Origin of the sequence: Xanthomonas sp. LMG 12461, assembly GCF_009192935.1 — a bacterium.
GTDB classification, from domain to species: Bacteria; Pseudomonadota; Gammaproteobacteria; order Xanthomonadales; family Xanthomonadaceae; genus Xanthomonas_A; species Xanthomonas_A sontii.
Map to the genome: position 1 here is coordinate 1 of NZ_NQYT01000060.1, position 23,457 is coordinate 23,457.

The window sequence follows — 23,457 nt, forward strand, 5'->3', positions numbered from 1 at the left end:
AGCGCGGAGGGCGCGCTGCGGGGTGTGCTTTCTTTTGGTTACTTTTCTTTGCACAAGCAAAGAAAAGTGACTCGCCGCCAGGCGAAAGCTTTGCTCTTGCACTTGCTGCCAGGGTGGCGGCCGCTGAATTGTAGGGGCTGCTTCAGCCGCGGCAGACAGAACGGACTCTCACTGTCGCGGCTGAAGCCGCTCCTACAGATCTTCTCGTCCGACGAAAAAGCTTCAATCAACAGCAGTAGCGACAGCAAAAGCTTTAAAGGCTTTCGCCCTTGCGGGCGAGTTACTTTTCTTTGCTCGCGCAAAGAAAAGGTAACCAAAAGAAAGCGCGCCCTGCCTTCGCGCCCTCCGCGCTGCGCGCTCCGGGTCCGCGTCCATCACGGGGATCCGCGGAAGGGGCATCCTGCCCCTGCCGCGGACGGCGTACATCCATGTACGCCGCCCTTCGGGTTTTTCCCCGCGATGGCCGCCGCTTCGGAAGGGAACCCGGTAAATCAAAAGCCAAAGCGACAGCCAAAGCCAGAGCCAAGCAACGGCAACGGCAACGGCAACGGCCGGAGCATCCCGCACAACTGCATGCGTTTCGCACAACTGCTCGCTCAGCAACCGCAGCACCCCTGACCTCATTTCCAGGCACCCGACCATGGCCACCCCCGACCTGCCGACCTTCGACAAGATCCTCATCGCCAATCGCGGCGAGATCGCCTGCCGGGTGATCGCCACCTGCCGCAAGCTCGGCATCGCCACCGTGGCCGTCTACTCCGATGCCGACCGCGATGCCCGCCACGTGCGCTTGGCCGACGAGGCCGTGTACATCGGCGCCGCGCCGGCACGCGAGAGCTACCTGCGCGGCGAGCGCATCCTCGAGGCCGCGCAACGCAGCGGCGCGCAGGCCATCCATCCCGGTTACGGCTTCCTGTCCGAGAACGCCGAGTTCGCCGAGGCCTGCGCCGCGCGCGGGCTGGTGTTCATCGGGCCGCCGCCGGCGGCGATCCGCGCCATGGGCGACAAGAGTGCGGCCAAGGCGCTGATGCAGGCCGCCGGGGTGCCGCTGACGCCCGGCTATCACGGCGAGCAGCAAGAGCCGGACTTCCTGCGCGCGCAGGCCGCGGCCATCGGCTACCCGGTGCTGATCAAGGCCAGCGCCGGTGGTGGCGGCAAGGGCATGCGTCGGGTCGATCGCGATGAGGACTTCGCCGCCGCGCTCGCTGCCTGCCAGCGCGAGGCGCAGGCCGCATTCGGCAATGCGCACGTCCTGGTGGAGAAGTACGTGCTGCGGCCGCGGCACATCGAGATCCAGGTGTTCGGCGACACGCACGGCGAACTGGTCTACCTGTTCGAACGCGACTGCTCGGTGCAGCGCCGCCACCAGAAGGTGCTGGAAGAGGCGCCCGCACCGGGCATGGATGCGGAACGGCGTGCGGCGATGGGCCAGGCCGCGGTGGAGGCCGCGCGCGCGGTCGGCTACGTCGGCGCCGGCACCGTGGAGTTCATCGTCGCGCCCGATGGCGCGTTCTACTTCATGGAAATGAACACCCGCCTGCAGGTGGAGCATCCGGTCACCGAGTGCATCACCGGCACCGACCTGGTGGAGTGGCAGTTGCGCGTGGCCGCCGGGCAGCCGCTGCCGCAGCGCCAGCACGAACTGGCGATCCACGGCCATGCGCTGGAAGCGCGGCTGTACGCCGAAGACCCGGCGCGCGGTTTCCTGCCGTCGATCGGCACGCTGCAGCATCTGCGCCTGCCCGCCGCCGATGCGCATACCCGGGTCGATGCCGGTGTCGAACAGGGCGATGTGATCGGCCCGCACTACGATCCGATGATCGCCAAGCTGATCGTCTGGGACGTGACCCGCGAGCGCGCGCTGCGGCGCATGCAGGCGGCGCTGGCGGCGTGCCAGGTGGTCGGCGTGTCGACCAATGCCGCGTTCCTGCAGCGCCTGGTCGGCACCAGCGCGTTCGCGCAGGCGGACCTGGACACCGCGCTGATCGAGCGCGAGCACGCGGCGCTGTTCGACACCCCCGTCCCGGCCACCGACGCGCTGTGGAGCCTGGCGGCGCTGGCCTGGCAACTGCACGAGCACGCGCCGGCGGCGCAGACTGCCGATCCGCACTCGCCGTGGGACCTGCGCGACGGCTGGCGGCTGGGCGCGCCGGCGCCGCGTGCGCTGACCCTGCAGCACGGCGAAACGCAACGCACGTTGCAGCTGACCACGCATGCCGGCGGCTGGCGGATCCACGCCGCGCCGGCGCAGGAGCCGCTCGAGGCGAGCGGCCAGTTGCGCGACGGGCGCCTGTCCGCGTTTCTCGGCACACAGCGGGTGCAGGCCGATGCGGTGTTCGCCGGCACGCAGCTGCACCTGTTCGTCGACGGCCACGGCTATTTGTTCGAACGCCACGACCCGGTGGCCGAGGCCGACCAGCCGGCGGTGGAAGGCGGTGGCCTGACCGCGCCGATGCCGGGGCGCATCGTCGCCCTGCTGGTCGCGCCCGGCACCCAGGTGCGCCGCGGCACGCCGCTGCTGGTGCTGGAGGCGATGAAGATGGAGCACACCCTGCAGGCACCGGCCGATGGCACCGTGCAGGGCTTTCGCGTGCGCGAGGGCGAGCTGGTCGGCGACGGCGTGGCGCTGCTGGATTTCGAAGCGGCCTGAGCGCCGCCGCCCGCCAAGCCGCGGTCGCCAAGGCCGCGGCTTGGCGTCACACTCGGCGCTGGTCCATCGTCCTGCCCACGCCATGAAACTCACCGCCCACGTTCTCGACGGCCACACCCTCGACGTGCGCCCGGCGCCGCGCGAGCGGCCGTGGATGGACCAGACCGCCGAGCGCTACGCCTACCGCTGCCTGCCGCTGGACATCGCCAACGCGCATGGCTGGGAACTGCTGTGCCAGAGCGCGTTCGAGGCCGAGTGGAACGGCGGCAACGCGCTCGACGACCTGCGCGTGCAACCGGCACCTGGGACGCACGCGCCGGCGGTCAGCCACTTCGGCTATGGCGTGCTCACCTTCCACGTGCCGTGCCTGTTCCGCACCGAGGCCGGCGTGGACCTGTACGTCACTGCGCCGGTGAATCGGCCCAAGGACGGCATCGCCGGGCTCACCGGGCTGATCGAGACCGACTGGAGTCCGTACACCTTCACCATGAACTGGCAGTTCACCCGGCCCGGCCGGGTCCGGTTCGAGGCCGGCGAGCCGTTCTGCCACTTCTTCCCGGTGCAGCGACGGGTGCTGGCCGAGACCGAACCGCGCTGGCAGCCGTTGTCGCAGACGCCGGAGCTGGAGCGCGAGCACCAGGCGTGGATGCGCAGCCGTGGCCAGTTCCTGCACGACCTGGCGCAGCCCGATTCCAGCGCCAGCCGCGAAGGCTGGCAGCGCAGCTATTTCCGCGGACCGGCGCCGGGGCAGTGCCCGGCCGGCGTGGAGCACCGGGTGAAACTGCGGCTGGCGCCGTTTACCCGCAGCGACGACGCGGAGTGAGGACCGCTCAGCGCACGTGGCGCTGGCGCACACGGGTGGACAGGCGGAACACGCCGTAGGCCAGCAGCATGCCCAGGATCCCGGCCACGGCATGCGCCCAGTCGAACACGCGCGGACCGATCCCACCGACCTGGTCGCCCCACAGGTTGAACAGCACCAGGACGATGGCGGTCAGCCCCAGCCCGGCGAGGAACGCGGCGCGGTTGGCGCCCAGCGCGTAGAACAGGAACGGCAGGCCCAGCCCTACCAGGAAATGCACCGGGAAGAAGTACACCGAACCGTACGGACGCAGCAGCGACCAGACGATGGCGGCGAAGACCGCGACGAAGGCAAACAGACCCAGCGACAGGGCGCGGGTCTTGGCGGGGGAAAGACGTGGCTCGGTCATGCGTCACCTGCAGGCAATCGGCGACCGTAACGGAGTGCGGATCACGGCCCGGTCAAGACCCCGCGTTGCCCACGCGGCTGCAGACGCTCAACGCGAAGATCGGCACCACTGCCGTTCGCACGGCACGCCGTCGTGGTTGCCGTCCATCTCCACACCCGGGCAGTGCTGCAGGAAGTACACCGCTTCGTCGCACGAGGTCATCTGCGCGCAGTGCGTGCGGCCGTCGCAGTGGAAGGCAGGCGCCGTCGTGGGCGCGGTGGGCGCTGACGACACCGGCGCCGAGGGTGCCGCAGGGCTTGCCTGCGGTGCCGCCACGAAGCGCAGCGCCGCGTAGGCCGCGATCGCGAGCACCGCCAGCAGCATCAGCACGCCGAGCCAGAGACCGCGACGCGGACGCGGTGCCGCACGCGCGGGCGATGCCGGTGCCCGACCGGGACGCATCACCCGCAGGGCCCGCGGCCGTCCCTGCGCGTCGTGCTCCAGGTCGAAGGAGATCAGTTCGCCCACCCGCGGGGGAACGCCGTCGGCAGGAAACGCCGCGCGTTGCACCTCGGCTTCGGTCTCACGATGGGCAAGGCGCACCCGGCCGCAGCCGCGCTCCTCGTTCCACTGAATCAAGGTCCCGTGCGTGCGCATGGCGTCACCGCAAGAAAGTGCATCGCCGCGGTGGACGCCGCCGTGCCCGGTGCGTCCACCGTCCCCACCGCGCCTGCTCCCGCCAGGCGCGGCCCCGCGTGCAGCATGCCATGGCTGTGGCCTGCGTGCCGACCGGCCACCTGCTGCAGGCGCGGTCGCGCGACGGCCGGTCAGCCACGCGCCGCGGCGACGCCGGCGGTCGCAACTGTCTACCACCGGCGGCGCGGCGCTCGCTAGAGTCCGAAGCGTCGAGCAACGCCGACGCCCGCTCCCACGCGCGGTTGGCGATCGACGCGCAACCCGGCATCGCGGCCGCCGCAGGGCGCCGCCCCCGCAGCATTCGTCCCCCGATGCTGCCCTGCCGGGCCCGCGCGTTTCCCCCGCGCTCGACGCGACAACCGTCTTCAACGCAGTTGCCTTCCACACGGGGTCAGGAGAGCGACATGGACATGTCTTCGGTCCGCTAGGCCGTTTCACGCATCTACAGCAGCGCCGCCGCGTCTCCACGGTGGCGGTGGATGCTGCACTTCCCATCGCGTCTCTCGCTTCGTCTGCGCGCGCAGGCGGATGCGTACGCCCGTGCCTGCGCGCGGCCCTGGCGCGACCGGGCTCCTTTCACCGCGGCCGTGCAGCCAGCGCGGGCGTGCGGCCGGTCCGGGGCCAGGGGATGTCCGGACACAGGACGCGGCATCGCCCGCACGCACCGACGCACACGACCGGAGGTCCATCATGCAACTGCCTCATCCGCGCATTCTCGCCATCGCCACCGTGCTGACCCTTGCCAGCGGCGCCGCCTCCGCCGGGCGCTTTCCGGATTTCGGCTACGCGCCGCCCTCCACCTACAAGGGGCCGCTGTTCCAGCTCAGCCAGGACTATCCGCAGCAACCGCCCAGCGGCCCGTTGCCGGCGTTCTTCCAGAAGCTGCCCAAGCCGCTGAGCAACAACTTCGAAGCCTGGCGCGGCTACGCCGATGCCGTGAAGGCCTACTGCCTGGAAGGCAACGTCGAAAGCGACTGGTACGTGCAGAACAACAAGGTGCGGCGCTGGTACCACGCGCCCTGGCAGCACTACGGCCCGCTCGGACGCGAAGGCGTGCACGGGCTGACCAAGGAAGCGCAGATCCAGGTCAAGCAACTGGCGCCGACCCAGCTCACCACCGGCCAGACCTTCGCGGTCGGCATCTACAACGATGTCGGCGCCTACACCTTCGGCCAGGTGTGGAAGGATCCGCAGAACCCGGATCCGAGCTTCACCACCAAGCCCAACACCTTCCGCGACGGCACCGTGGTGTGCAAGGCGCTGTTCGCCGACGTGGACCTGAGCCAGGTGCCGTTCCTGCAGAACCCGGTGCTGTGGAACGCCTGGGTCACCAACAGCTTCAAGTCCGCCGACCGCGCGTTCAAGCAGGTGGCGCTGATCCAGATGGACTTCGCCGTGCGCGACAGCCGCGTGCCCGGCACCGGCTGGATCTTCGGCACCTTCCAGTACAACGGTGCGGTCAGCGGCAAGCCCGGCTGGCAGAACCTGGTGCCGGTGGGCGTGATGTTCGGCAACGATCCGCAGAACACCGGCGACGACTACACCAACAAGCAGCCGACCCAGACCCGGATCAATCCGCGCATCCTGCAGTCGGCGATCAACGCCAGGCCGGAACTGCCGCCGACCCACCTGGGCTGGAACGGCCGCCTCAACGGCCCGGTGGACAATCCGATCAGCTCCTGCATGAGTTGCCACATGACCGCCGAATCGCCGCAGCTCTCGCCGATGAACCCCACCTTCCAGGCGCCGGACAAGGTGCCGCCGGTCGGTTCCAAGGAATGGATGCGCTGGTTCCAGAACATCCCGGCCGGACAGCCGTTCGACGCGGCGGCCAAGAGCACCGACTACAGCCTGCAGCTGGCCGGCGGCATCGCCAACTTCTACGACTGGAAGTGCACCCAGGACGGCGTGTTCGTCAGCGGCGGCAACCTGTGCGAGCAGAGCAAGACCTCGCTGAAGCTGATGCGCTCCACCACGCCGCCGCCGACCGTGTACCCGGTCGAGCGTGGGCTGAGCAACCAGGAGCTGGAGTAAGCACCGCAACGCCGTGCCTGCCGCGTGCCGTCCTATGGCGCCTGCAGGCACGGCCTGTGCCGAGTGCGGCGCAAGGCGCAGCAATGAGCGGCGTCAGACGTGCTGCCGCCTGCGCTCGCTCAGCCGATCTGCTGGCCGACCCACCAGGTCGTGCCGCCTGGGTCGCGGAAGCCGCCACGCCGGTCCGGATCGTCCTTCTGCACCGGCGCCTGCACCGCCGTGGCACCGGCAGCCAGCGCACGCTGGTAGGTCGCATCCACATCGCGCACGTAGACGTGCACATGCGCCGGCACCGCCGACCAGCCCTCGACCGCATCGCAGAACATCACCACGGTGTCGTCGATGCGCACCTCGCCGTGGGCGAGCAGGCCACCCTCGCCGGGAATCTGCCGCAAGGGTTCGGCGTCGAACACCGCGACCAGGAACGCGATGGTCCGCTGCGCGCCATCGACAATGAGATACGGCGAGACCGAGGTGTAGCGCTCTGGCTTGAACGACATGAAGAACTCCTGAGGTCGAGTGTCGCAGGCGGGTCGACGTGTGCGGTGGTGAAGCGCCTCATGCAACGTGCGGTGATGCCGGGAAGCCAGTGCGCCGCGGGCGTACAGCCGCGCTCACAGCGCGCACGTGCTGAGCCGCGCGGCCAGGGTAAAGGGGACCGTGCCCAGGTCGTCCAGGCCTTCGACATCGAACGCATACACGCCCCTGGCCACGAGCGTCAGTTGCCCGTCGCGCGAGAGGTTGAAGGTCAGCGTATCGACATCGACCGGGTGGTGCGCGCCGGCCAGAGACAGCGAGCCGTCGATGTAGCCGTCCTGCGGGTTGCGCGGGAAGTCGAAGCGCTGGCCGGCCAGCTCGCCGAGCCTGAGCGACGGCAGCGCGATGCCGTCCAGGCGGATCGCGGTGTCCACGATCTCGCCGGCGTGCAGGAACGGGCGCAGCAGGATCTCCAGCGAGGCGGCGCCCGGGAGGCCGGACAGGATCGCGTGGCGCGGCTTCAGTTCGCTGGGCGAGAACGTCGACATCGCGGCGCCGTCCTCAGTGCTGCGCCACCGGCAACACCACGTCCATCAGCGTGGCATCGTCCGGATCCGGCGTGGCCTTGAAACCGAGCTGCCGGCACATCGCCAGCATGGTGCGGTTCTCGCGCAACACCTGGCCTTCGACCACCTTGAGGCCGAGCCAGCCGGCGTACTCGATCATGATCCGCATCAGCTGCCAGCCGATGCCGTGGCCCTTGAGGTCGGAGCGGATCAGGATGCCGTATTCGCCACGGTCGTAATCGGCGTCGGCATGCAGGCGCACGGCGCCGAGCATGTCGCCGCTGCGCGGCTCGATCGCCACCAGCGCGATCGAGCGCGCGTAGTCGAGCTGGGTCAGGCGCGCGATGAATTCGTGACTGAAATGCTTGACCGCCTGGAAGAAGCGCAGGCGCAGGTCTTCGTCGGTGACGCGGGCGAAGAAGCTGCGGAACAGCGCGTCGTCCTCCGGCCGCACCGGGCGCACGAACGCGGCGCTGCCGTCGTTGAGCACGATGCGCCGTTCCCACTCCTTGGGATACGGGAAGATCGCGAAGCGCGGATGGCCGCGGCCCTTGTGCAGGCGCCGCGACGGCGCCACCGCCACCCGTGCGTCGACCGCGATCACCCCGTCGCGGTCGGCCAGCAGCGGATTGATGTCCAGTTCGCGGATCTCCGGCAGATCGGCCGCCAGTTGCGCCAGCTTGACCAGCACCATCGCCACCGCACGCTCGTCGGCGGCCGGCACGTCGCGGTAGGCCTTGAGGATGCGGCTGACGCGGGTGCGGCCGATCAGTTCGTGGGCCAGGCGCAGGTCCAGCGGCGGCAGCGCCAGCGCCTTGTCGTCGATCACCTCCACCGCGGTACCGCCGCGGCCGAACACGATCACCGGGCCGAAGGTGGGATCGTCGGCGATGCCGGCGATCAGTTCGCGCGCCTTCGGTCGCAACAGCGAGGGCTGCACCAGCACGCCGTCGATGCGCGCGTGCGGCCGCGCGGCACGCGCGCGAGCGAGGATGCCCTCGGCCGCATCGCGCACCGCCTCCACGCTGACCAGGTTGAGGCGCACCCCGTCCACGTCGGACTTGTGCGGGATGTCGGCCGAATGGATCTTCACCGCCACCGCCGAGCCCTGCGCCAGCATCGGCGCGGCCACCTGCGCCGCGGCCTCGGCATCGGCGGCGTGCGCCACCGGCGCGGTCGGGATGCCGTAGGCGGCCAGCAGCCGGGTGGTCGCCAGCGGGTCCAGCCAGGTCTGCCCGGCGGCCAGCGCGGCGTCGACGATGCCGCGCGCGGCGGCGGCGTCGAAGGCGAAATCGTCGGGCAGGCTCGGCGGTGTTTCCATCAGTGCCGCCTGCGCTTCGCGGTAGCGCACCAGGTGCATGAAGCCGCGCACCGCGTCCGCCTCGGTGGCGTAGGTGGGGATGCGCGCGGCGTTGAGCGTGGCGGTGGCGCTCTCGTCGTTGCCCAGCCACACCGCGAACACCGGCTTGTCGCGGTGGTGGCGCGGGCGCTGGCCGAGGATGCGGGTCAGCGCCTGCGCCGCCTCTGCCGAGGAAGTGAACGCGGTCGGCACGTTGACCACCAGCACCGCGTCGTTCTCCGGATCCTCCAGCAGCGCACCGGCGGCGGCGGCGTAGCGTTCGCCGTCGGCGTCCACCACGATGTCCACCGGATTGCGATGCGACCATTCCTGCGGCAGCGCCGCGTCCAGTTGCTGCTGGGTGGGCGCCGAGAGCGCCGCCAGGGTGCCGCCGAGATCGGCCAGCGTATCCACCGCCAGGCGGCCGACGCCACCGCCGTTGCTGAGGATGGCCAGGCGCCGGCCGGGGAAGGTGCTGAGCCGGCCCAGCGTCTCCGCCGCGGCGAACAGTTCGTCCAGCGCGCGCACCCGCAGCAGGCCGGCGCGGGCGAACGCGGCGCCGTACACCGCATCGGAACTGGCCAGCGCCTGCACGTGGGTGTCGGCGTTGGGATCGATGCGCAGTTGCCGGCCCGACTTCACCACCACCACCGGCTTGGCGCGCGCGGCGGCGCGCGCGGCGGACATGAACTTGCGCGCGTCGCGGATGTGTTCGACGTAGAGCAGGATCGCGCGGGTGCGGTAGTCGGTGGCGAAGTAGTCGAGCAGGTCGGCGAAGTCCACGTCCAGCGCGTCGCCCAGCGACACCACCGCCGAGAAGCCGACCGCGCGCGCCACGCCCCACTCCACCAGCGCCGCGGCGATGGCGCTGGATTCGGAGATCAGCGCCAGGTCGCCCGGCTGCGGGCAGTGCGCGGCGATGCTGGCGTTGAGCCGCGCATGCGGCGCGATCACACCCAGGCAGTGTGGGCCGAGGATGCGCAGGCCCTTCGCCCGTGCGGCGCTCTCCACCCGCGCCGCGGCCGAGCCCGGCCCGCTGCCGAGCCCGGCGGTGAGGATGATCGCCGCGGCCACGCCGCGCCGGGCAGCGATCGACACGATGCGCGGCACCATCCGCGCCGGCGCGGTGATCACCACCAGGTCCGGCACCCACGGCAGGTCGGTGAGCCGGCGCACCGTGGGCACGCCGTCGATCTCGCGGTAGCGCGGGCTGACCCAGCCGATCTGCCCGGGAAACCCGGCCGCGCGCAGGCTGCGCACCACCGCCCGCCCGGCCGAGCGCTCGCGCGGGCTGCCGCCGACGATGGCGACCGAAGCGGGGCGGAACACGGACTGCAGGTGATAGGTGCTCATGGCGGCGGCGGAGGCGAGCGAATGCGCTAACGGTACACGGCTGGCCGCGGCGCGGGGATGATCCGGGTCGCGCGCTGCGGCGTTGACGGCGATGCCGCGCATCCGGCGACAGCTGCGCTGGCGAGATTCCGGCATCCGCGCGTCGGGGCTGAAGCCCCTCCCACAGGGAGCTTGGGTCGGCGGCCCGTTACGCACGCACGCGCGCTTGACCGAAATCCGGAACGACGCGGACCATCGCTGGACTTCCCGGTTTGGGAGGGGCTTCAGCCCCGACCCGACCAGGCCACAGAGACCAGGCGGCGGCGCACACCCGGTGCGCAGGGCAGACAGCGCCGCCTCCCCCGCAGAAAGACCGCGCCAGACGGCCGCCCACCTCCGATCCTTCGCGGATCCGCCATGTCCATCGGAGCCCGCAGGCACAGCCCGGGTCAGCACCCGGTCGCATTGGCGGCCGCATAATGCGGCGATGGAGACGACTCGTGCATAGCGGCGGCCTGGAACTGGCGCTGGTGCTGCTGCTGGCTGCGGTGATCGCGGTGCCGGTGTTCAAGCGCCTGGGCCTGGGCGCGGTGCTGGCCTACCTGGCCGCGGGTGTGGTGCTGGGGCCAGACGGGCTGGGCTTCGTGCAGGACACCGAGCGCATCCTCAACGCCGCCGAGATCGGCGTGGTGATGCTGCTGTTCCTGATCGGCCTGGAACTGTCGCCGGCGCGCTTGAAGGTGATGCGGCATGCGGTGTTCGGTGCCGGCAGCGCCCAGGTCGCGCTGACCGCGCTGCCGCTGGGCGCGCTGGCGCTGTGCATGGGCCTGAACTGGAAGAGCGCGCTGGTGATCGGCCTGGCGCTGGCGCTGTCCTCCACCGCGGTGGGCCTGCAACTGCTGGCCGAGCGCAAGGCGCTCAACAGCGACTACGGCCGGCTCGGCTTCGCCATCCTGCTGTTCCAGGACCTGATCGCGATCCCGCTGCTGGCCGCGGTACCGCTGCTCGGCGGGGCCAAGAACGACACCCTGACCTGGACGGAAGTGGGCCAGGCGCTGGGCGCGCTGGCCCTGGTGGTGCTGTGCGGGCGCTTCGTGCTGCGCCACCTGTTCCGCACCGTGGCGCGCACGCGCATGCCCGAGGTGTTCACCGCCAGCGCGCTGCTGGTGGTGCTGGGCAACGCCTGGTTCCTGCAGAAGGCCGGGCTCAGCCCCAGCCTGGGTGCGTTCCTGGCCGGCGTGCTGCTGGCCGATTCGGAATTCCGCCACGAACTCGAAGCGCAGATCGAGCCGTTCCAGGGCCTGCTGCTGGGCGTGTTCTTCATCGCCGTGGGCATGGGCATTGACCTGGACCGCATCGTCGCCGAGCCATGGCTGATCGCCGGCGCGGTGGCCACGCTGCTGCTGGTCAAGTTCGCGCTGCTGGCCGGCATCGGCCGCGTGCTGCACCTGCCCTGGCGCAGCGCGCTGCTGCTGGGCAGCCTGTTGTGGCTGGGCGGCGAGTTCGCCTTCGTGGTGTTCACCGAGGCGCAGCGCGTGCGCCTGCTCGACGATGCCACCCACGACCGCCTGGTCGCGGTGGTCGGCGTGTCGATGGCGCTGACGCCGCTGCTGCTGATCGGCATGCAGCGCCTGCTCGGCGGCAGCGAGGCCGGCAAGGGCAAGCAGCCACAACCGCCGGCCGCGCAGTACGACACCGTGGATGCGCAGCGCGCGCAGGTGCTGATCGCCGGCATGGGCCGCTTCGGCCAGATCGTGGCGCGCCTGCTGACCGCGCAGCGCATCCCGTTCGTGGCGCTGGAACACAATCCGGACACGGTGGAGGACCTGCGCCGCTTCGGCAACCAGCTCTACTACGGCGACCCCAGCCGTCCGGACCTGCTGCGCGCGGCCGGCAGCGACGGCATCCGCATCTTCGTGGTGGCGATGGACGACCCGGAAACCAACATCAAGACCACGCGGCTGATCCGCCGGCTCTACCCCACCGCCAAGGTGCTGGCGCGCGCACGCAACCGCCAGCACGCCTGGCGGCTGATGGACCTGGGTGCGGAGCCGTTCCGCGAAGTGTTCGCCTCCAGCCTGGAACTGAGCGAGCAGGTGCTGCTCGGCCTGGGCCTGGACGCGGCGACCGCGCGCGACCGTATCGCCCGTTTCCGCGAGCACGACACGCAACTGCTGCGGGCCCAGCACCTGGTCTACGACGACGATGCGGCGGTGGTGCAGACCGCTCGTGCGGCGCGCGCCGACCTGACCAAGCTGTTCGAGGCCGACGTCAACGATCCCACGGCGGGGCCGGCGGCTACGGCGGGCGCGACAGGCGCGGAACAGCAGCGCAGTTGATGCGGGTGGCTTGGCCGCGCGGCCAACCGTGTCCCAGGCATGCGCTGCGTATGTGCGTTCGTCGCTGCCAACAACCGCGGTGGCGGTAGGTACGCCGTTGTCACGCGCGACAGATCGTGATTCGTGATGGGGACGCCGACGATTGGCCGAGGCACGTGCCCACTGCGTGGTGCGCGTGTAATCGAGCGTGGTCGCGTCGGGGCTGAAGCGCCTCCCACACTGACGGTCGAAAGCGTCCGCGGCGGTGACGCCCTTGCTGGCTGCGACGACAGGGGCGGTGGGCTCCCACGGCATGCCGGCTCGCCAACGCCAATGCTCGGCAAGCGCGCTGTGTCCGCACGGCGCCAATCCTTCCATTGTGGGAGGGGCTTCAGCCCCGACTGCAGGATCCAGCCGCCGTCGCTGCGCCGCTCCTGCTGGCATGGAGACATCTCCCCGAGCACCGGCGCTCACGCCGGCGCCCGGGGCATCGCTTCAGCCCTTGCGTGACGAACGCTTCGCTGCGGTGCCGCTGGCCGCGCGCTTGACAGCTTTCTTCGCGACCTTCTTGGCGACCTTCTTGGCCGCCGGCGTCTTCACCGATGCCGGGGCAGGATTGCGCTTGGTCGACTTGCCTGGCTTCGCCGAAGCCGAGGCATTGCCCGCCTTGGCCCCGCCACGCTTCGGCGCCGGCGTCACCGGCCGGGTCTCGGTGGTGGCGGTGGCTTCGGGCGGGCGCCGCGGCGGCGGGCGGCGCCCGGCGGTCAGGGTGCGCCAGGTGTGGCCGCCGTTGAGCGCCAGCAGCGCATCGGCCGCGGCCGGGCCGGCACTGCCGGCCGGGTACTGCGGGGTCTCGTCGGCCGAGGTCTGCCAGGCGTCCAGGATCGGCTGCACGATGGTCCAGGCCGCCTCGACCATGGTCGCGTCCTGGAACAGGCCGGCCTCGCCGTGCATGCAGTCCTGCAGCAGGCGTTCGTAGCCCACCGTGTATTCCTTGGGGAACCAGTCGCGGTACCGGAAATCCATGCGCACCGGCGCCAGGCTGACCCGCGCGCCCGGGCGCTTGACGTCGAACTGCAGCGAGATGCCTTCGTCGGGCTGGATGTGCAGCACCAGCCAGTCCGGGCCGTAGCCGCCGATCTCGGCGCTGCGCAGCGGCGCCAGCGGCGCCGGCTTGAAGCGGATCGCGATCTCGGTAGTGCGCTCGCGCAGGCGCTTGCCGGTGCGCAGGTAGAACGGCACGCCGGCCCAGCGCCAGGTGTCCACCTGCAACTTCATCGCCACGTAGGTCTCGGTGTTGGAGTCCGGCGGCACCGTGTCCTCCTCGCGGTAGCCCGGCACCGCGTTGCGGCCGATCGCGCCGGCCGCGTACTGCCCGCGCACCACGTCGGCCGGACTCAGCGGCCGCACCGCCTCGATCACCTCGGCACGCCGGCGCAGCATCGCCGCCGGGGTGAAGGCCGCCGGCGGTTCCATCGCGATCATCGCCAGCAACTGGAACAGGTGGTTGGGCACCATGTCGCGCAGGCAGCCGGTGGGGTCGTAGAAGCCGCCGCGGCCCTCCACGCCGATGGTCTCGGCCGCGGTGATCTGCACGTGGTCGATGCGGTCGCGGTTCCACACCGGCTCGAACAGGCCGTTGGCGAAGCGGAAGGCGAGGATGTTCTGCACCGTTTCCTTGCCGAGGAAATGGTCGATGCGGAACACCTGGTCCTCGTCCAGCACGCGGCCGACGATGGCGTTGAGCTCGCGTGCGCTCTGCAGGTCGTGGCCGAACGGCTTCTCCACGATCACCCGGCGCCAGCCGCTGCTGGCGCCCTGCTTGACCAGCCCGGCCGACCCAAGCTGTTCGATCACCGGGGCGAAGAAGCGCGCCGCGGTGGCCAGGTAGAACAGCACGTTGCCGCCGGTGCGGTACTGTGCGCCGATCTTCTCCAGCAGCGCGCCCAGGCTGCGATAGGTGGCTGCGTCGTTGAAGTCGCCGCGCAGGTAGTGCAGGCGCGAACGCAGCCAGCCCCACACCTCCTCGTCCAGGCCATCGGCCTTGAACTCCGCGTCGCGGTCGGCCATCAGCCCGCGCATCGCATCGCCGAGCATGCGCCGCCACGCCACTTCGCTGACCGCGCCGTGGTCCACGCCGATCACCGCGAATTCCTCGGGCAGCGCACCGCTGTGGCGCAGGTTGTACAGCGCCGGCAGCACCAGGCGCCGGGTCAGGTCGCCGCGAGCGCCGAACACCACGATCAGGCAGGGAGGAGTGGTCTGGGAGGCATCGCTCATGGATGGGTGTCCTGTTCGCCGATCAAGCCATGCAGGCGCAGCGCCGCGTGGACCAGCGCCACGTGCGAATAGCCCTGCGGGAAATTGCCGAGCATGCGGCCGCTGCGCGGGTCGTACTCCTCGGCCAGCAGGCCGACGTCGTTGCACAGCGCGAGCAGGCGCTCGAACAGCGCGCGCGCCTGCTCGCCGCGGCCGAGCAGCGTGTAGTTCTCCACCAGCCAGAAACTGCAGGCGATGAAGGTGCCCTCGCCGGCCGGCAGGCCGTCGCCGCTGGCGTCGTCGGCGCGGTAGCGCTCGACCAGGCCGTCGATGCTCAGGTGTTCGGCGATGGCGTCGGCGGTGGCGGCCACGCGCGGATCGTCCGGCGGCAGGAAGCCGACCAGCGGGATCAGCAGGGTCGCCGCGTCCAGCCGCTCGCTGCCGTAGCTCTGCACGAAGTAGCCATCGCGGTGCACGCCCTGTGCCAGCACCTGCGCATGGATCTCGTCGGCCAGCGCGCGCCAGTGCGCGCGTTGCGCCGCGTCGGCATCGGTGACGCCGTCGCGCGCGCCGCAGTCGAACGCCAGCCACGCCATCACCTTGGAATGCACGAAGTGCTGGCGCTTGTCGCGGATCTCCCAGATGCCCTCGTCCGGTTCGCGCCAGCGCTGCTCCAGCACCTCCAGCAACTGCCGCGCCAGCGAGCGGCCATGCACCGCCGAGGCCATGCCCTCGTGGTGGCCGCGGTGGAACGCGGCGATCACCTCGCCATAGACGTCGAGCTGGAACTGGCCGACCGCGGCATTGCCCACGCGCACCGGCGAGGCGCCCTCGTAGCCGGGCAGCCAGTCCACTGTCCATTCGGACATGCGCCGCTCGCCGCCGATGCCGTACAGCGCCTGCAACTGGTCCGGCGAGCCGGCCACGGTGCGCTGCAGCCAGCCATGGAACGCGGCAGCCTCGTCGAAATAGCCGGCGGCGCGCAATGCGGTCAGGGTGAACACCGCATCGCGCAGCCAGCAGAAGCGGTAGTCCCAGTTGCGCTCGCCGCCCAGACGTTCGGGCAGCGAGGTGGTCGGTGCGGCGACGATGGCGCCGGTGGGCAGGTAACTCAGGCCCTTCAGCACCACCAGCGAGCGCCGCACCGCCTCGGTCCACGGGCCGGCATGCAGGCAGCGGTGCGACCAGCCGTGCCAAAACGCCTCGGTCTGCGCCAGCGCCTGCTCCGGCGCCAGCAACGGCGGCAGCTCCAGGCGCGAGGCGCCGTGGCTGAGCACGAACCAGGTGCTTTCGCCGGCCTCCAGCACGAACTCGGCTTCGGTGGCGAAGCCGTGGCCGTGCATGGCCTGCGGGCTGCGCAGCGCGATCTGGTCCGGCCCGGCCACCGCCTGCAGGCCGCCCTCGATCTGCGACACCCAGGGAATGGTGCGGCCGTAGTTGAAGCGCAGCTGCAGCTGCATGCGCAGCGGCACACGGCCGTGCAGGCCGCGCACGATCCGCACCACGTGGTTGTGCATCACCTCGTCGTGGCTGGCGACCATGAAGTCGAGCAGCGCCACCGCGCCGGTGTCGGTCTCGAACCGCGTCTCCAGCACCAGGCTGCCGTCGCGGTAGGCACGGGTGCTGGTGAAGTCGCCCTGCGGCGCAATCGCCCAGCGGCCGTGGTCGGGTTCGCCGAGCAGGGCGGCGAACAAGGCATCGGAATCGAAGCGCGGCAGACACAGCCAGTCGATCGAGCCGCGACGGTCCACCAGAGCCGCGCTGCGGCAGTTGCCGAGCATGGCGTAGTCTTCGATTCGCGAGGCCATCGTGGGCGCCGGTGCGGAGGAGCGGCGAGTCTGCCAGCGCCGGTGTTTGCGTCGCGTAATCGCCGCGCGGCGCCGTTCAGGCGCGCGCAAGCGGCCGGCTGCGGCTACACTGCGGCTGCGCATGACTTCCGATCCCGCTGCCGCCGCCCTGCGCACTCTGGTCCTGGAGGACGATCCGATACTGCGCGATCGCATCCTGGTGCCGGGCCTGCGCCGTTTCGGCTTCGCCGCCGACGGCTGCGGCACCGGCGCGGAACTGCAGCAGCGGGTGCAGCGCGAGGGCGCCGAGATCGTGGTGCTGGATGTCGGCCTGCCCGACACCGACGGCTTCACCCTGGCAGGCGCGCTGCGCCTGCAATACCCGGACCTGGGCATCGTCATGCTGACCAGTCTGGGCCAGACCGAGGACCGCATCCGCGGCCTGACCGGCGGCGCCGACGCCTATCTGTCCAAGCCGGTGGAAATCGACCTGCTGGCCGCGACCCTGCACAGCCTGGCGCGACGCGTGAGCGGGCGCCCGCCTGCGGCGCCGGCGCGCGGGCGCTGGCAGGTGAGCGAGGACGGCTGGTGCCTGCTGTCGCCGACCGGCGCCGCCGCCGCGCTGACCGGCAGCGAACGCCGGCTGTGCCTGCGCCTGCTCGAGCAACCGGGCCTGCTGGTGGCGCGCGAGGCCTTGATCGCCGCGCTCACCGACCGCGTGTACGACTTCGACGCGCACCGCCTGGATTCGATGGTGCACCGCCTGCGCAGCAAGGTGCAGCGCCGCTGCGGCGAGCCGCTGCCGCTGGCCGCGGTGCACGGCAAGGGCTACATCTTCGATCCCGCCGGCTGACGCGCACCGCGCGCGCGCGGCGCCGCGGCGCCGCGGCGCACAGACCTTCCGGGCAGGCGCTACATCGCCACCGCATCGGCGTGCGGCAGCACGATGCGGAAGCGCGTGCCCACGCCCACCGTGCTGTGCACCTGGATCCGGCCGCCGGCGCGCACCACCAGGTCGCGCACCACCGCCAGGCCCAGGCCGGTGCCGCTGTCGGCGGGCTTGGTGCTGTAGAACGGCTCGAACACCTGCGCGGCCACCTCCGCCGGCATGCCGTGGCCGTCGTCGGCGACCTCGATGACGGTGCCCTCGTCCTCGCTGGACACGGCGATGTCGAAATGGCCGCGGTCGGCGATCGCATCGCGGCTGTTGGAGGCCAGGTTCAGCAGCATCAGGTCGAACTGGCTGCGCTCGAAACGGATCGGCGCCGGCGCCGCCGGCAGCGCGCAGCGCAGCACGATCCGCGCTTCCAGCAACTGCCGCAGCATCGGCTGCAAGGCCTCCACCGCGGCCGCGGCGTCGAAGCATTCGACATGCTCGGCGTCGCGGCGGCTGAAGCGCAGCAGCCGGCGCACGATGGTCATGCCGCGCTCGGCCGATGCCTCCACCGCTGCGAGGCTGTCCTCCAGCTGTGCGATGCGCTGCGCGTCGCTGGTCAGGTCGTCGTCGTGGCGCGCGGCGGCGAAGCCGGACATCACCGCCAGGATGTTGTTGAAGTCGTGGGCCAGGCCGCTGGCCATGCGCTCGGTGATCTCGCGTTTCTGCGCGTGGATCAGCTGGGTCTGTGCGCGTTCGCGTTCCTGCATCTCCTGCTGCAGGCGCTGGCCGCGCGCGTTGGATTCGCGCAGGCTCTCGCGCAGCGCCTCGGTGGTGCGGTCCAGCAGCAGCGCCACCAGCAGGTAACTGAACAACACCGGCAGCACGTTGAACAGCGCCTGCGCGGGAGCGCCGGCCAGTTCGGCCAGGGCGTCCCGCCCCACGCCGACGCCGAGCATCAGCAGCAAGGCGACGAAGGTGACCCACAGCGCGCGGCGCCCCAGCACCAACCCGGCCAGGATCAGCACCAGCATCTGCGCCAGTTGATCCGGCAACTGCCGCTGGAAGCCGTGGATGGCGGCGTTGACCAGCAACGAGCCGAGCATCGCCCCGAGCAGCAGCCGCACGCCGCCGCGCAGGGCGCCATGGCGCACGCGCACGAAGCCGATCGCCGCGCACACCCCGATCAGCAGACTCATGGTCAACGAAATCAGCATGCCCGGCGGCAGCGGCTGCCCGCGCAGCTCCGGCCAGGCCAGCACCACCGCCACCACGATCGTGGCGGGAATGGTCACCGCCAGGAACAGCAACAGCAACTGGATCACCCGCGCATTGCGCCGATCCACCTCGTCCACCAGCGGCGCGCGGCCCAGCCAGTTCCAGAACGCCTTCGCCATGCCGCCGTGCTCCATTCCCGTTCAGTGAGAATCCGATGATGATCATGCGAGAACTTGCAGGTGACAAGCCGGTGACGGCGGGCCTAAGTTCGCATGACGGAACACGCCCGGGGACGACGGCGCTGTTTCCAGACCACTCCAGACCGATGCGGAGGCGCACACGCGCCGCCGACGTCACCTTCTGCCCTGCCGTTTTTTCAGCCCGAGATCGCCATGAACGCATGCTCTTCCCTGCGCGGCACCGCCGCCCGTCATCCGATTCCCCGCGCGTACAGCACCCTGGCCCTGGCCTGCGCGCTGTGCCTGACTTCGACGGCGATGGCGCAGACGCCCACCCCCAGCACCGCGACGACCGCCAGCACCCAACCCGCCACCGGCACCGACGCTACGGCCAGCGACGCCAGCGCCACGCCGGCCGCGACCACCTACGACCCCAGCGTCTACTTCAAGGCCACCGGCAGCGCCGACAGCAACGCCGGCGCCGACGCCGACGGCGACGAAGCGCTGGCCGCCGGCGAGGCCGCCTCGGCGGTCGGCACCGGCACCATCGCGCTCGGCGGCGGTGCGGTCGGCTACGCCAACCACGCGGTGGCGGTGGGCCACAACAGCCTGGCCACCGAGGTCTCCACCACCGCCGTCGGCGGCATGCTCGACCTGGATTTCTCCTACCAGCCCAACGGCGTGGTGATCCTGCAGCAGACTTCGGCCACCGGCGTGGCCGCCACCGCGCTGGGCGCCGGCGCCCAGGCCAGCGGCAAGTACAACGTGGCGGCCGGCGCCGGCGCGATCGCCAGCGACCGCTCCAGCGTCGCCGTCGGCGGCATCGTCGACGTGGGCGAGGAGATGAGTCCGGGCTTCGGCGCCGAAGGCACCCAAATGCAGGCCACGCAGGCCACCGGCCCGCTGTCCACCGCGCTGGGCGGCGGCGCGCTGGCCACGGCCTACAGTTCCACCGCGGTCGGCGCCCTGGCCGAAGCCAGCGCCAACCGCACCGTCGCCGTCGGCACCACCGCGGTGGCCAACCAGTACGCCGCCGTGGCGGTGGGCGCGCAGAGCCAGGCCACCGCCGAGTGGGCCACCGCCTTCGGCAACGGCGCACGCGCCTGGGGCACCCACAGCGTGGCCATGGGCCCCAGCGCGTTCGCCCAGAACGACGACGCCACCGCGGTCGGCCCGGCCGCGTTCGCCGGCGGCGTCGGCTCCACCGCGCTCGGCAACCGCTCCTGGGCCGGCGGCACCCGCAGCCTGGCCCTGGGCGGGGGCATGGTGTGGAACGGCAACTTCTTCCTCGATACGCCGGTGCTGTTCTACGACAGCATCGCCATCGGCACCAAGTCCGATGTGTTCGGCGACCAGTCGATCGCGATCGGCCCCGACGCGCGGGTCGGCAACTCGCAGTTCGTCAACGACAAGCAGACCATCACCAACAACAGCGTGGCGCTGGGCGCCGGTTCGGTCGCCGAACGCGACAACACCGTGTCCATCGGCGCGGCGGGCGCCGAGCGCCAGCTCACCAACCTGGCCGCCGGCACCATGGACACCGACGCGGTCAACCTGGCGCAGCTGCGCAACGTCGCCGCCGCGTTCGGCGCCGGCAGCGTGGTCGACGCCAACGGCAACCTGATCGGCGGCAATTACCTGGTGCAGGGCACGCACTACACCGACCTGGGGTCGGCGATGGGCGCGCTCGACACCGCCCTGACCGGCTTCGGCAACCGCCTGAACACGATCGGCGGTTCCGGCGGCATCAGCGTCGGCGGCGGCGACGGTGCGGCGAGCGCGCCGAGCACCGGCGCCGGCACCAATGCCGTGGCCGTGGGTTCCGGGGCCACCGCCAACGGCAACAACGGCCTGGCGATGGGAGCGCAGGCGCTGGCCTATGGCCCCAACGACACCGCCATCGGCGGCAACGCCACGGTCAATGCCGACGGCAGCACCGCGGTCGGCGCCAACGCCCGCGTCGCCGCGGTGGCGACCAACGCGGTCGCGCTCGGCGAGAGCGCCAATGCCTCGGCCGCCTCGGCCACCGCGCTCGGCCAGGGCGCCTCGGCCAGCGCCGCCAATTCGGTGGCGCTGGGCCAGGGCTCGGTCGCCAACCGCGCCAACACGGTCTCGGTGGGCAGCGCCGGCAACGAACGCCAGGTCGCCAACGTCGCCGCCGGCAGCGCCGACACCGACGCGGTCAATGTGGCGCAGATGCGTGCCGGCAACAGCGCCACCCTGAGCAGCGCCAACGCCTACACCAACACCCGCATCACCGCGCTGGACGACAGCTTCAACCAGTTGCGCACCGACACCGAGCATCGCCTCGACGGCATGGACCGGCGCATGGACCGGCTCGGCGCGATGAGCGCGGCGATGCTCAACATGGCGGTCAACGCCGCCGGCACGCAGAGCCCGCGCGGGCGCGTGTCGGTCGGCGCCGGCTTCCAGGGCGGGCAGCAGGCGCTGTCGGTCGGCTACGCCCGCAAGATCGGCGCGCGCGCCTCGTTCAGCCTGGGCGGCGCGTTCAGCAGCGGCGAGTCCTCGGCCGGCATCGGCGTGGGCATCGATCTGTGACGTCACGCGGCGCCGCGCGCGCCGCCGTTTTCTTCTTCTCACCTCTCTTTCCAGGATCCGCAGATGATGTCTTCCAATACGCTCGCCGCTGCCCTCGCCGCCGTCCTGTTCGCCGGTGGCGCGCAGGCGGCCTCCCCCACCATCGGCCTGGGCGGTGTGCAAGGTCCGGTGCCGCAATCGGCCAGCGCCAACGACCTGGGCCAGCGCTTCATCGTCAAGACCCGTGACGGCGGCACCCAGGCGCGCAGCCTGCTGGCCAGCACCCTCAGCAGCGCGGTGGCACGCAGCGGCATGCAGCGCGCGCAGATCGGCAGCAACGGGCTGACGCTGCGCAGCGCCGTCAGCGCCAAGGTGCTGCGCGACATGGCGGTGCCGGGCTGGCATGTGGTGCAGACCTCGCGCCACCTCAGCGACAGCGAGCGCACCGCCTTCATCAACGAGCTGAAGGCCGATCCGTCGGTGGTGTCGGTGCAGGTCGATCGGCTGTACCGGCGCCTGGACGAGGCCAGCGTGCGCCTGCCGGCCGCCATCGCGGCCGCCGCCTCCACCACCCCCAACGATCCGGCCTACGCCAAGCTGCAGTGGAACTTCCACGACCCAGTCGGCGGGGTCAACGCCGAGCAGGGCTGGACCCGCTCCACCGGCAAGGGCGTGGTGGTGGCGGTGGTCGACACCGGCGTGGTCAAGGACAACCCGGATCTGGCCGCCAACGTGCTGCCCGGCTACGACATGATCACCGACCACCGCGTCTCGCGCCGCGACACGGACGGTCGCGTGGCCGGCGGCTACGACCTGGGCGACTGGGTGGAAGCCGACTACTGCACCGCGCTGGGCGCGTCCGGCAATGCGCCGGCGCCGAGTTCGTGGCATGGCAGCCATGTCTCCGGCACCATCGCCCAGGTCACCAACAACAACCTGGCCACGGCCGGCCTGGCCTACGATGCCAAGATCGTGCCGGTGCGCGTGCTCGGCTCCTGCGGCGGCTTCGGCAGCGACATCGCCGACGGCATGCTGTGGGCCGCGGGCCTGCCGGTGGCCGGCCTGCCGACCAACCCGAACCCGGCCGAGGTGATCAACATGAGCCTGGGCAGCGGCGCGCCGGACACCTGCCCGCAGATCTACCAGGACGCGATCGACCAGATCAACGCCAAGGGCACGATCATCGTGGTCGCCGCCGGCAACTCCAACGCCAATGCCTCCACCTACACCATGTCCTCCTGCAACGGCGTGATCAGCGTCGGCGCCTCGCGGGTGAACGGCGGCCGCGCCAGCTACTCCAACTACGGCACGCGCGTGGACATCGCCGCGCCGGGCGGTGGCGGCGACGTCGACGGCAACCCGAACGGCTACATCTTCCAGGTGATCAACGGCGGCACCCAGAGCCCGACCGGCGACTGGCAGATCGGCGGCATGGCCGGCACCTCGATGGCCTCCCCGCACGTGGCCGCGGCGGTGGCGATGGTGCAGAGCGTGGCCAAGACGCCCTTCAGCTGGACCGGCATGCGCGACCTGCTGCGCGCCAGCGCGCGGCCGTTCCCGGTGGCGATCCCCACCAGCACGCCGATCGGCGCCGGCATCCTGGATGTGGACATGCTGCTGCAGATGGCCACCACCCCGCCGTGCGATCCGTCAGACAGCAGCTGCGTGCCGCCGACCAAGACCCTGGTCAACAAGGTGGAGATGCGCGGCATCGGCAGCCAGGGCGGCGATGCGCTGTACAGCTTCCAGGCCGCGGCCGGCACGGTGGTCAGCTTCATGACCTTCGGCGGCACCGGCAACGTGGCGATGTACGTGTCGGCGGGCAAGACGCCGACCAGCAGCAGCTACGACGCGCGTTCCACCCGTGCCGGCACCACCCAGGCGGTGCGCCTCACCCCGTCCAGCGCCACGACCTACTACGTGCGCCTGAGCGGCAGCTACAGCGGCCTGACCCTGGTCGGGCGGCAGTAACGCCCGATCGCGCGGCGGCGCCGTTCGCC

15 protein-coding genes are annotated in these 23,457 nt (G+C 71.2%); 7 read left to right on the top strand and 8 right to left on the bottom strand.

Annotation, left to right across the window (positions count from 1 at the left end):
- Nucleotides 1-640 precede the first annotated feature (640 nt).
- Both CEK68_RS15205 and CEK68_RS15210 read left to right on the top strand, forming a co-directional pair.
- Nucleotides 641-2,650, top strand: a complete 2,010-nt coding sequence (locus CEK68_RS15205) for an acetyl/propionyl/methylcrotonyl-CoA carboxylase subunit alpha (RefSeq protein ID WP_152239871.1) — start codon at nucleotides 641-643, stop codon at nucleotides 2,648-2,650.
- A gap of 82 nt (nucleotides 2,651-2,732) precedes the next feature.
- Nucleotides 2,733-3,473, top strand: a complete 741-nt coding sequence (locus tag CEK68_RS15210) for a DUF6065 family protein (RefSeq protein ID WP_152239872.1) — start codon at nucleotides 2,733-2,735, stop codon at nucleotides 3,471-3,473.
- 7 nt (nucleotides 3,474-3,480) lie between these two features.
- Here the strand turns inward: CEK68_RS15210 and CEK68_RS15215 are convergent, their stop codons facing one another.
- Together CEK68_RS15215 and CEK68_RS15220 are read right to left on the bottom strand one after the other, a co-directional pair.
- Complete coding sequence (locus CEK68_RS15215) at nucleotides 3,481-3,861, bottom strand: hypothetical protein (protein ID WP_017908908.1); 381 nt, start codon at nucleotides 3,859-3,861, stop codon at nucleotides 3,481-3,483.
- Nucleotides 3,862-3,948: 87 nt separating this feature from the next.
- Complete coding sequence (locus CEK68_RS15220; RefSeq protein ID WP_152239873.1) at nucleotides 3,949-4,497, bottom strand: excalibur calcium-binding domain-containing protein; 549 nt, start codon at nucleotides 4,495-4,497, stop codon at nucleotides 3,949-3,951.
- Between the two features lie 729 nt (nucleotides 4,498-5,226).
- On the opposite strand from CEK68_RS15220, the gene CEK68_RS15225 reads away from it, so the two are divergent.
- Nucleotides 5,227-6,570 carry a hypothetical protein gene (locus CEK68_RS15225; RefSeq protein WP_043093689.1) on the top strand — a complete coding sequence of 448 codons (1,344 nt, stop codon included), beginning with the start codon at nucleotides 5,227-5,229 and terminating at the stop codon, nucleotides 6,568-6,570.
- Between the two features lie 119 nt (nucleotides 6,571-6,689).
- Here CEK68_RS15225 and CEK68_RS15230 read toward each other — a convergent pair whose 3' ends face one another.
- The 3 genes from CEK68_RS15230 to CEK68_RS15240 all read right to left on the bottom strand — a co-directional run bounded on the left by CEK68_RS15230 (nucleotide 6,690) and on the right by CEK68_RS15240 (nucleotide 10,305).
- Nucleotides 6,690-7,070: a VOC family protein gene (locus CEK68_RS15230; RefSeq protein ID WP_152239874.1), complete on the bottom strand. Its 381-nt coding sequence runs from the start codon at nucleotides 7,068-7,070 to the stop codon at nucleotides 6,690-6,692.
- 114 nt (nucleotides 7,071-7,184) lie between these two features.
- Nucleotides 7,185-7,595, bottom strand: a complete 411-nt coding sequence (locus CEK68_RS15235) for a hypothetical protein (protein ID WP_152239875.1) — start codon at nucleotides 7,593-7,595, stop codon at nucleotides 7,185-7,187.
- A gap of 13 nt (nucleotides 7,596-7,608) precedes the next feature.
- On the bottom strand, nucleotides 7,609-10,305 hold the full coding sequence (locus CEK68_RS15240; RefSeq protein WP_148830421.1) for a bifunctional acetate--CoA ligase family protein/GNAT family N-acetyltransferase: 2,697 nt from the start codon (nucleotides 10,303-10,305) through the stop codon (nucleotides 7,609-7,611).
- 479 nt (nucleotides 10,306-10,784) lie between these two features.
- On the opposite strand from CEK68_RS15240, the gene CEK68_RS15245 reads away from it, so the two are divergent.
- On the top strand, nucleotides 10,785-12,623 hold the full coding sequence (locus CEK68_RS15245; RefSeq protein ID WP_152239876.1) for a monovalent cation:proton antiporter-2 (CPA2) family protein: 1,839 nt from the start codon (nucleotides 10,785-10,787) through the stop codon (nucleotides 12,621-12,623).
- Nucleotides 12,624-13,097: 474 nt separating this feature from the next.
- Here the strand turns inward: CEK68_RS15245 and zwf are convergent, their stop codons facing one another.
- A complete protein-coding gene (zwf, locus tag CEK68_RS15250) occupies nucleotides 13,098-14,882 on the bottom strand; it encodes a glucose-6-phosphate dehydrogenase (protein ID WP_193314219.1) in 1,785 nt (594 codons plus the stop codon).
- A complete protein-coding gene (locus CEK68_RS15255; protein WP_193314220.1) occupies nucleotides 14,879-16,669 on the bottom strand; it encodes a glycoside hydrolase family 15 protein in 1,791 nt (596 codons plus the stop codon). The genes zwf and CEK68_RS15255 overlap by 4 nt, the downstream gene beginning before the upstream one ends.
- A 121-nt stretch (nucleotides 16,670-16,790) precedes the next feature.
- Here CEK68_RS15255 and CEK68_RS15260 point away from each other — a divergent pair, with 121 nt between their 5' ends.
- Nucleotides 16,791-17,501 carry a response regulator transcription factor gene (locus CEK68_RS15260; RefSeq protein ID WP_017915915.1) on the top strand — a complete coding sequence of 237 codons (711 nt, stop codon included), beginning with the start codon at nucleotides 16,791-16,793 and terminating at the stop codon, nucleotides 17,499-17,501.
- Between the two features lie 59 nt (nucleotides 17,502-17,560).
- Here the strand turns inward: CEK68_RS15260 and CEK68_RS15265 are convergent, their stop codons facing one another.
- Complete coding sequence (locus CEK68_RS15265; protein ID WP_152239879.1) at nucleotides 17,561-18,919, bottom strand: HAMP domain-containing sensor histidine kinase; 1,359 nt, start codon at nucleotides 18,917-18,919, stop codon at nucleotides 17,561-17,563.
- Between the two features lie 213 nt (nucleotides 18,920-19,132).
- On the opposite strand from CEK68_RS15265, the gene CEK68_RS15270 reads away from it, so the two are divergent.
- Entirely contained in the window at nucleotides 19,133-21,478 is a 2,346-nt protein-coding gene (locus CEK68_RS15270; protein WP_152239880.1) for a YadA-like family protein, read from the top strand.
- 63 nt (nucleotides 21,479-21,541) lie between these two features.
- Nucleotides 21,542-23,428 carry a S8 family serine peptidase gene (locus tag CEK68_RS15275; protein WP_017914237.1) on the top strand — a complete coding sequence of 629 codons (1,887 nt, stop codon included), beginning with the start codon at nucleotides 21,542-21,544 and terminating at the stop codon, nucleotides 23,426-23,428.
- The last annotated feature ends 29 nt before the right edge of the window (nucleotides 23,429-23,457 follow it).